This window comes from Streptomyces sp. ST2-7A (assembly GCF_021390475.1).
Taxonomy (GTDB): domain Bacteria; phylum Actinomycetota; class Actinomycetes; order Streptomycetales; family Streptomycetaceae; genus Streptomyces.
In genome coordinates, this window is record NZ_JAJUWS010000014.1 from 116,526 (window position 1) to 124,599 (window position 8,074).

The window sequence follows — 8,074 nt, forward strand, 5'->3', positions numbered from 1 at the left end:
GTCCAACCGAGGAGAGCGCAGTGAACACCACCCTGCCCGAAGCCCTCACCGTGCCCGAGGTCATGACCGCCCTCCGACTCAGCCGCAGCAAGGTCTACGACCTCATCCGCACCAAGCAACTGCCCAGCTTCACCGTCGGCCGTGCCCGCCGCATCCCGGCCGACGAACTCACCCGCTACATCCGCAACCAGATCGAGGAGACAGCGTAAGTGCCGTCCAGCAAGCGCAAGCCGAACGGCGCCGGTTCCATCGCCCGACGCAAAGACGGTCGCTACCACGGCCGTACGTACGTGACCAACACGGAGGGCCAGCGGGTCCGGGCCCATGTCTACGGCGCCACCTATGACGAGGTGGACGCCAAGTTGGCGGAACTCCGGACCCAGGAACGCAAGGGGGTGCCGACCCCCTCCCGTCCGTGGAAGGTGAAGGAGTGGTTGACGTACTGGCTTGAGGAGATCGTCCGGCCCTCCGCCGAGTGGAACACCTACGCCAAGTACGAGGGGAAGGTACGGCTCTACCTGATTCCTCACCTGGGAACCAAGTCGTTGGCCCGGCTCACCGTGCCACAGGTGCGGGAGACGCTGGCCGGGATGAAGCAGGACGGTGTTCCGGCCCCCACTCGGGCCGAGACGCTGCGGGTACTGCGGAACGCGCTCAATCGGGCCCGGCGGGAGGAGCTGATCACCCGGAACGTGGCCGAGCTGGTGGACATGCCCACCGTGGAGAAACAGGAGCGCAAACCGTGGTCCGCCAAGGAGGCGATCACCTTCCTGGGCACGGCCCACCACCATCGTCTCTACGCGGCCTTCGTCGTGCTGTTGACCCTCGGCCTGCGGCGCGGCGAGCTGCTCGGGCTTCGGTGGCAGGACATCGACTTCGACAACGAGCAATTCACCCCGACCCGGCAGGTGCAGCGGGAGAAAGGGAAGTTGGTCGTGAAGAAGCTGAAGACCGATTCCTCACACGCCGCCCTCCCCCTGCCGGCCTTCGTGGCCGAGGCCCTGCGGGAGCGACGGGCCGTGCAGAGGAGGGAGCGGGAGGTGGCGGGCCCGCACTGGCACCAGGAGCCGGGGGAGGATCTGGTCTTCACCGAGCGGCACGGGGGTCCGATCGAGCCGCGCGGCTTCTCCCGGACGTTCGACACCCTGGTCGGGCACGCTCCGGTGCGCCGGATCACGGTGCGGCTCGCCCGGCATACCTGCGGCACCCTGCTGGCCTTCCTGAAGGTGCACCCGAAGTCTGCGCAGGCGATTCTCCGGCACAGCCAGATCAGCATGACGATGGACATCTACACCCACGTGGTGGATGACGACCAGCGGGCCGCCGCCGCGCTGCTGGCCGATCTCCTCAGAGGAGCCGGCACGGCCCCTGAACAGGCCGTTGGCGTCAACTAAGGGCGTCAAAGAGGCCCGACCGGTTCCGGTCGGGCCTCTTCGCGCTGGTGGGGCTAACAGGACTTGAACCTGTGGCCTCATCCTTATCAGGGATGCGCTCTAACCATCTGAGCTATAGCCCCGCGCCGCACGGAAAGATTAGCGCATGGTCCGGGCCGCTCCCAAATCGGTGCCGGTCCGGCCGGTCGGGGACCTCCGGCTCCCCGGAACGTCCCCGACCGGCCGGGATCACTCGTCCTCGGCGAGGGTCAGCTCGACGCCGCCCACGAAGCCCGCGGAGAGGTTGTACATGAAGGCGCCCAGCGTGGCCAGGGCGGTGGCCAGCACCACGTCGATGACGGCGAGCAGACCGGTGAACACCAGCACCCGGGGCAGCGAGAGGAACGCCTCCAGGTCGAAGCCGCTGCTGTTCTCCGTGCCGGTGGCCTCGCTGATGGTGGCGCCGATGGTGGAGAAGACCCCCATCGAGTCCATGACCACCCACAGCACCGCCACCGCGACCACGCCGCAGACGCCCAGCGCGATGGAGAGCAGGAAGCTCACCTTCATCACCGACCACGGATCCGCCTTGGCCACCCGCAGCCGCGCCTTGCGGGTGCGCGGCACGGTCCGGGCCCCGGTGCGCGGACGCCGCACCGCCTGGTGCAGCTGCTCCGCCCCGCCGTAACCGCCGTCGCCCTGCCGGCCCTGCTGCTCGGGCCGGGTCCCGGACTGCGGCCCCCGGGCCGGACCGCCGGTCTGCGGACGCAGCCGGGTGGTCTCGTCCGGCCGCGCCCCGGAACCGTCGGCCGCGGGCAGCGCGGCGGGCGGCGCCGGATACGCCTGCGGCGGGTGGTAGCGCTCCGCCTGGCCCTTCTCCTGCCCGTCGGGGGCATAGGGGTCCACGGGTCGGGCACTGGTCATCGTGGTTCCCCCACGCGTCGATCCTCCCCGGGAACGGGTGTCCCCGGAGCCGTGCTCGCCGCCGGGGGCCTCCCGATCCCCGGCGGACCGGGAGGGTTGGTCGGGCGGGGTGCCCGGTGCGTCCGGTTCCCGTCCTTGCTCTCCCGTGCCGCCGCCCCGGGGGGCGCCCTCGGCTGCGCTCACGCCTTACTCCTCGTCGCCGTCGGCCTCACCCGATGCGGTACCGGTCGGGACGTCCGCACCGGGCCCGACGGTTCCGGCGTCGGCCTCCGGGCCGGCGTCCACGGGGTCGTTCCCGGGGTCGGCGGGGTCCACCGCCTCGGCGACCTCCTCGGCCTCCCGGCTCGCCTCCGCGTTCCGGGCGACACCGACCACCGCATCGCGCTTGCCCAGGTTGATGAGCTGAACGCCCATGGTGTCACGGCCGGTCTCGCGGATCTCCTCGACCCGCGTGCGAATCACGCCCCCGCCCAGGGTGATGGCCAAAATCTCATCCGTTCGCTCCACCACCAGTGCGCCGACCAGGGTGCCGCGGTCCTCGACGATCTTGGCCGCCTTGATGCCCAGACCGCCGCGACCCTGCACCCGGTACTCGTCCACCGGGGTGCGCTTGGCGTACCCGCCGTCGGTGGCGGTGAAGACGAAGGTGCCCGGCCGCACGACGTTCATCGACAGCAGCTCGTCGCCCTCGCGGAAGCCCATGCCCTTCACACCGGAGGTCGCCCGGCCCATCGGGCGCAGCGTGTCGTCGGAGGCGGTGAACCGGATGGACTGCGCCTTGCGACTGATCAACAGCAGATCGTCATCGGCGGAGACCAGCTCGGCGCCGATCAGCTCGTCGTCGCGCCCGTCGGGCATCTGACGCAGGTTGATGGCGATGACGCCACCCGAGCGGGGCGAGTCGTAGTCCTTGAGCGGGGTCTTCTTCACCAGGCCGGACTTGGTGGCCAGCACCAGGTACGGGGCTGCCTCGTAGTCCCGGATGGCGAGGATCTCGGCGATCTGCTCGTCGGGCTGGAAGGCCAGCAGGTTCGCCACGTGCTGGCCGCGCGCCTCGCGACCCACGTCCGGCAGTTCGTAGGCCTTGGCCCGGTAGACGCGACCCTTGTTGGTGAAGAACAGCAGCCAGTGGTGGGTGGTGGAGACGAAGAAGTGGTCGACGATGTCGTCCTCCTTCAGCTTCGTGCCGCGCACCCCCTTCCCACCGCGCTTCTGGGCCCGGTAGTCGTCGGTCCGGGTCCGCTTGACGTAGCCGCCCCGGGAGATGGTGACGACGATGTCGTCCTCGGCGATCAGGTCCTCGATGGACATGTCGCCCTCGAAGGGCACCAGGCGGCTGCGCCGGTCGTCGCCGAACTTGTCGACGATGGCGGCCAGTTCCTCGCTGATGATGGACCGCTGTCGCTCCGGGGAGGCCAGGATGGCGTGGTACCCGTTGATCTTCGACTGGAGCTCGTCGTGCTCGGCGGTGATCTTCTGCCGCTCCAGGGCGGCCAGCCGGCGCAGCTGCATCTCCAGGATCGCGTTGGCCTGGATCTCGTCGATCTCCAGCAGCGACATCAGGCCGCCGCGGGCCTCCTCGACGGTCTGGCTGCGCCGGATCAGGGCGATGACCTCGTCGATCGCGTCCAGCGCCTTGAGCAGGCCGCGCAGGATGTGCGCGCGCTCCTCGGCCTTGCGCAGCCGGAAGCGGGTGCGGCGCACGATGACGTCGATCTGGTGACCCACCCAGTTGCGGATGAAGGCGTCCAGCGACAGGGTGCGCGGCACGCCGTCCACCAGCGCCAGCATGTTGGCGCCGAAGTTGGTCTGCAGGTCGGTGTGCTTGTACAGGTTGTTGAGCACGACCTTGGCGACGGCGTCCCGCTTGAGGACGACCACCAGGCGCTGACCGGTGCGCGAGGAGGTCTCGTCGCGCACGTCGGCGATGCCGCCGACCCGGCCGTCCTTGACCAACTCGGCGATCTTCAACGCCAGGTTGTCCGGGTTCACCTGGTAGGGCAGCTCGGTGACCACCAGGCACTGCCGACCCTGGATCTCCTCGACCTCGACCACCGCGCGCATCGTGATCGAGCCGCGTCCGGTGCGGTAGGCGTCCTCGATGCCGGTTCGGCCGACGATCAGCGCGCCGGTCGGGAAGTCGGGGCCCTTGATGCGATCGATCAGCGCCTCGAGCAGCTCATCCGGAGTGGCCTCGGGGTTCTCCAGGTACCACTGGGCGCCGGCGGCCACCTCCCGCAGGTTGTGCGGGGGGATGTTGGTGGCCATGCCGACCGCGATCCCGGCCGAGCCGTTGATCAGCAGGTTCGGGAAACGCGAGGGCAGGACGGTCGGCTCCTGGTTCCGGCCGTCGTAGTTGTCCTGGAAGTCGACGGTTCCCTCGTCGATGTCCCGGAGCATCTCCATGGCCAGCGGCGCCATCTTGCACTCGGTGTACCGCATGGCGGCGGCCGGGTCGTTGCCCGGCGAACCGAAGTTGCCGTTGGAGTCGACCAGCGGCATCCGCATCGCCCAGTGCTGGGCGAGCCGCACCAGGGCGTCGTAGATGGAGGAGTCGCCGTGCGGGTGGTAGGTGCCCATCACGTCGCCGACCACGCGGGCGCACTTGTAGAAGCCGCGCTCGGGGCGGTAGCCGCCGTCGTACATCGCGTACAGCACGCGGCGGTGCACGGGCTTGAGGCCGTCCCGGACGTCCGGCAGGGCCCGGGAGACGATGACGCTCATGGCGTAGTCGAGGTAGGAGCGCTGCATCTCCATCTCGAGCGTCACCGGCTCGACACGGTCCCCCACCGCCTCGGCGGCCAGGAGGGGCGTGACGGGGGCGTCGGCGGCGCCGTCCGGCGGGGGGGTGATGTCCTCGGCCATGTGGGTGGGTCCGTTCCCTTCGGGGCGTAACAAGCTGGTTCTGTCCGGGAGTCCGGGAGTCCGGAATGGGGAGCCGGGCGGGGTCGCGACCGACCGACGGGGACCGACGGGCGCCGGGGGTGCCCCCGGGCCTCCGGCGCGCCGCCCGGTCGTCAGATGTCCAGGAAGCGGACATCCTTGGCGTTGCGCTGGATGAAGGAGCGCCGGGCCTCCACGTCCTCGCCCATCAGCACGGAGAACAGGTCGTCGGCGGCGGCCGCGTCGTCCAGGGTCACCTGGCGCAGCACCCGCTGGGAGGTGTCCATGGTGGTGATCCGCAGTTCCTCGGCGTTCATCTCGCCCAGACCCTTGAAGCGCTGGATGGAGTCCTCGCGGACCCGCCGGCCCTGCTCGCGGCCGAGCCGGATGAGGCTGTCGCGCTCGCGGTCGGAGTAGGCGTAGTCGAAGTCCTCCCGGCCCCACTTGATCTTGTACAGCGGGGGCTGGGAGAGGTAGACGTGACCGGCCTCGACCAACGGCCGCATGAAGCGGAACAGCAGGGTCAGCAACAGGGTGTTGATGTGCTGGCCGTCGACGTCGGCGTCCGCCATCAGGATGATCTTGTGATAGCGCAGCCGCGAGATGTCGAAGTCCTCGTGGATGCCGGTGCCGAAGGCCGAGATGAGGGCCTGGACCTCGGTGTTCTGGAGGACCTTGTCGATCCGGGCCTTCTCCACGTTGAGGATCTTGCCGCGGATCGGGAGGATCGCCTGGTACTGCGGGTCCCGACCGGACTTGGCGCTGCCGCCGGCCGAGTCGCCCTCGACGATGAAGATCTCGCACTTGATCGGGTCGTTGGACTGGCAGTCGCTCAACTTGCCCGGCAGGGAGGCGGTCTCCAGCAGTCCCTTGCGGCGGGTCAGGTCGCGGGCCTTGCGGGCCGCCACCCGGGCGGTCGCGGCCTGGATGCCCTTGCGGATGATGTCCGCGGCCTCGTTGGGGTTGCGGTCCAACCAGTCCGTCAGGTGCTCGTGGACGACCTTCTGGACGAAGGTCTTCGCCTCGGTGTTGCCCAGCTTGGTCTTGGTCTGCCCCTCGAACTGCGGTTCGCCGAGCTTCACCGAGATGATCGAGGTCAGGCCCTCGCGGATGTCCTCGCCGGTGAGGTTGTCGTCCTTCTCCCGGAGCAGCTTCTTCTCCCGCGCATAGCGGTTGACCAGAGAGGTCAACGCGGCTCGGAAGCCCTCCTCGTGGGTACCGCCCTCGTGGGTGTGAATGGTGTTGGCGAAGCTGTAGACACCCTCGGTGTACTGGGTGTTCCACTGCATCGCGATCTCCACCGACAGCAGCCGCTCGGTGTCCTCCGCCTCGATGGAGATGACCGAGGGGTGCACCGGCTCGCCCTTGCGGGAGTTGAGGTGGCGCACGAAGTCGACGATGCCGCCCTCGTAGTGGTAGCTCACCCGTCGGGCCTGGTTCTCGTCCGCGCTGCCCGCCGTGTCGGCGCCCGCGGTCTGCTTGGCGGACTCCCGCTCGTCGGTCAGCGAGATGGTCAGGCCCTTGTTCAGGAAGGCCATCTCCTGGAAGCGCCGGGAGAGCGTCTCGAAGGAGTAGTCGGTGGTCTCGAAGATGTCCCCGTCGGCCCAGAAGGTGACGGAGGTGCCGGTGCGGTCGGTCTCCTCGTGCCGGGCGAGCTCCGCGGTCGGGACGCCCAGCCGGTACTCCTGGGTCCAGCGGTGGCCGTCCGTGTGGATCTCCACCTCCACGCGCGTGGACAGCGCGTTGACCACGGAGACGCCGACACCGTGCAGACCGCCGGAGACCGCGTAACCGCCACCGCCGAACTTGCCACCGGCGTGCAGCACGGTGAGCACCACCTCGACGGCCGGCTTGCCCTCGGAGGGAACGATCCCCACCGGGATACCGCGACCGTCGTCGACGACGCGCACGCCGCCATCGGCCAGCAGCGTCACCTCGATCCGGGTCGCGTGCCCGGCCAGCGCCTCGTCCACGGAATTGTCGACCACCTCCTGGACGAGGTGGTGCAGACCCCGCTCACCGGTGGAGCCGATGTACATGCCGGGGCGCTTGCGAACGGCGTCCAGACCCTCCAGGACCGTGATCGCGCTCGCGTCGTACGAGGAGTCCGCCGGGGAGGCGGTCGCGGCGGCGGCCGGGGTGTTCTCGTTGAAACTGCCGGATTCGGCCACGAAGCGCCCTTTCTGGCACAGCACGGACCTGCTCCACGGGGGCGCGGAGTGGCCGTGTCACTCGACATGGTCCGCGATGAGGCGGAGTCTCCATTCTACCGGTAGGACTGACACCGATGGTGCTTTGCCGGGCCCTGAAGGCACATGAGATGCCCTGAACCGATGGCTCCCGACTCCCCATATGCGGACCCACCCCCGAAACGGCTCACAGGGGCGCTCAGCGCTTCGGACTGTCAACCTTCGGTAGCGTGATCGGGATCACATTCGAGGGCTCGCGACGGCGGGCGTCCGGCGGCGCGGAGCGGGCCGGAACGCGCCTTCCCCGAGGGCTCGCCGGTATCCCTCGCGGGAAAGCCGGGAAAGGGGATGCGGGAGGGGCGAACGGGGCGTGGGGAGACCGGCGCCGGGAGGTGTTCGACGCCCGGGGGACGGCGTCGCCGGGGCGGGAACGGGGTGGGGCCCGCGACCCGTGCGGTGGCCTCCCCGCCGGGTCGGACGAACCCCGGGGAGCGGCGAGCGGGACGGGCGAAAGTCAGACCATCCCGGGGGCACCCACCGGGGGCCGGCCGGCGAACCGTGCGGATCACGGGGTCCGTCCGACCCGGGCCAGGTGGCCGTCCCACACGTCGAGGGTGGACAGGTCCATCCGGCGACCGCCGTGCCGACGGGCCATCGCCGCCGACTTCAACAGGGTGTTGCGCTGGCGCAGCACCCGCTCGTAGT

Annotated in this window: 5 protein-coding genes, 1 tRNA gene and 1 pseudogene; 2 read left to right on the forward strand and 5 right to left on the reverse strand. The window is 69.7% G+C overall.

Translation table 11 applies throughout. The features are described 5' to 3' along the window. Nucleotides 1-20: 20 nt before the first annotated feature. Both LZF96_RS11265 and LZF96_RS11270 read left to right on the forward strand, forming a co-directional pair. Nucleotides 21-209 (forward strand): helix-turn-helix domain-containing protein, encoded by a 189-nt coding sequence (locus LZF96_RS11265; RefSeq protein WP_233869712.1) that lies wholly within the window; start codon nt 21-23, stop codon nt 207-209. Then, nucleotides 210-1,394, forward strand: coding sequence for a site-specific integrase (locus LZF96_RS11270; RefSeq protein ID WP_233869671.1), 1,185 nt, complete (start codon nt 210-212; stop codon nt 1,392-1,394). A 45-nt stretch (nt 1,395-1,439) separates the two neighbouring features. Here the strand turns inward: LZF96_RS11270 and LZF96_RS11275 are convergent. The 5 genes and pseudogenes from LZF96_RS11275 to LZF96_RS11295 all read right to left on the reverse strand — a co-directional run. Next, nucleotides 1,440-1,516, reverse strand: a tRNA-Ile gene (locus tag LZF96_RS11275). A gap of 106 nt (nt 1,517-1,622) precedes the next feature. After that, nucleotides 1,623-2,297: a DUF3566 domain-containing protein gene (locus LZF96_RS11280; protein WP_233869674.1), complete on the reverse strand. Its 675-nt coding sequence runs from the start codon at nt 2,295-2,297 to the stop codon at nt 1,623-1,625. Nucleotides 2,298-2,483: 186 nt separating this feature from the next. Continuing rightward, entirely contained in the window at nt 2,484-5,162 is a 2,679-nt protein-coding gene (gene gyrA, locus LZF96_RS11285; protein ID WP_233869677.1) for a DNA gyrase subunit A, read from the reverse strand. Between the two features lie 152 nt (nt 5,163-5,314). After that, nucleotides 5,315-7,375 (reverse strand): DNA topoisomerase (ATP-hydrolyzing) subunit B, encoded by a 2,061-nt coding sequence (gene gyrB / locus LZF96_RS11290; RefSeq protein WP_308294185.1) that lies wholly within the window; start codon nt 7,373-7,375, stop codon nt 5,315-5,317. Nucleotides 7,376-7,946: 571 nt separating this feature from the next. Beyond that, a pseudogene (locus LZF96_RS11295) lies at nt 7,947-8,074 on the reverse strand (DNA replication and repair protein RecF); the annotation flags it as partial.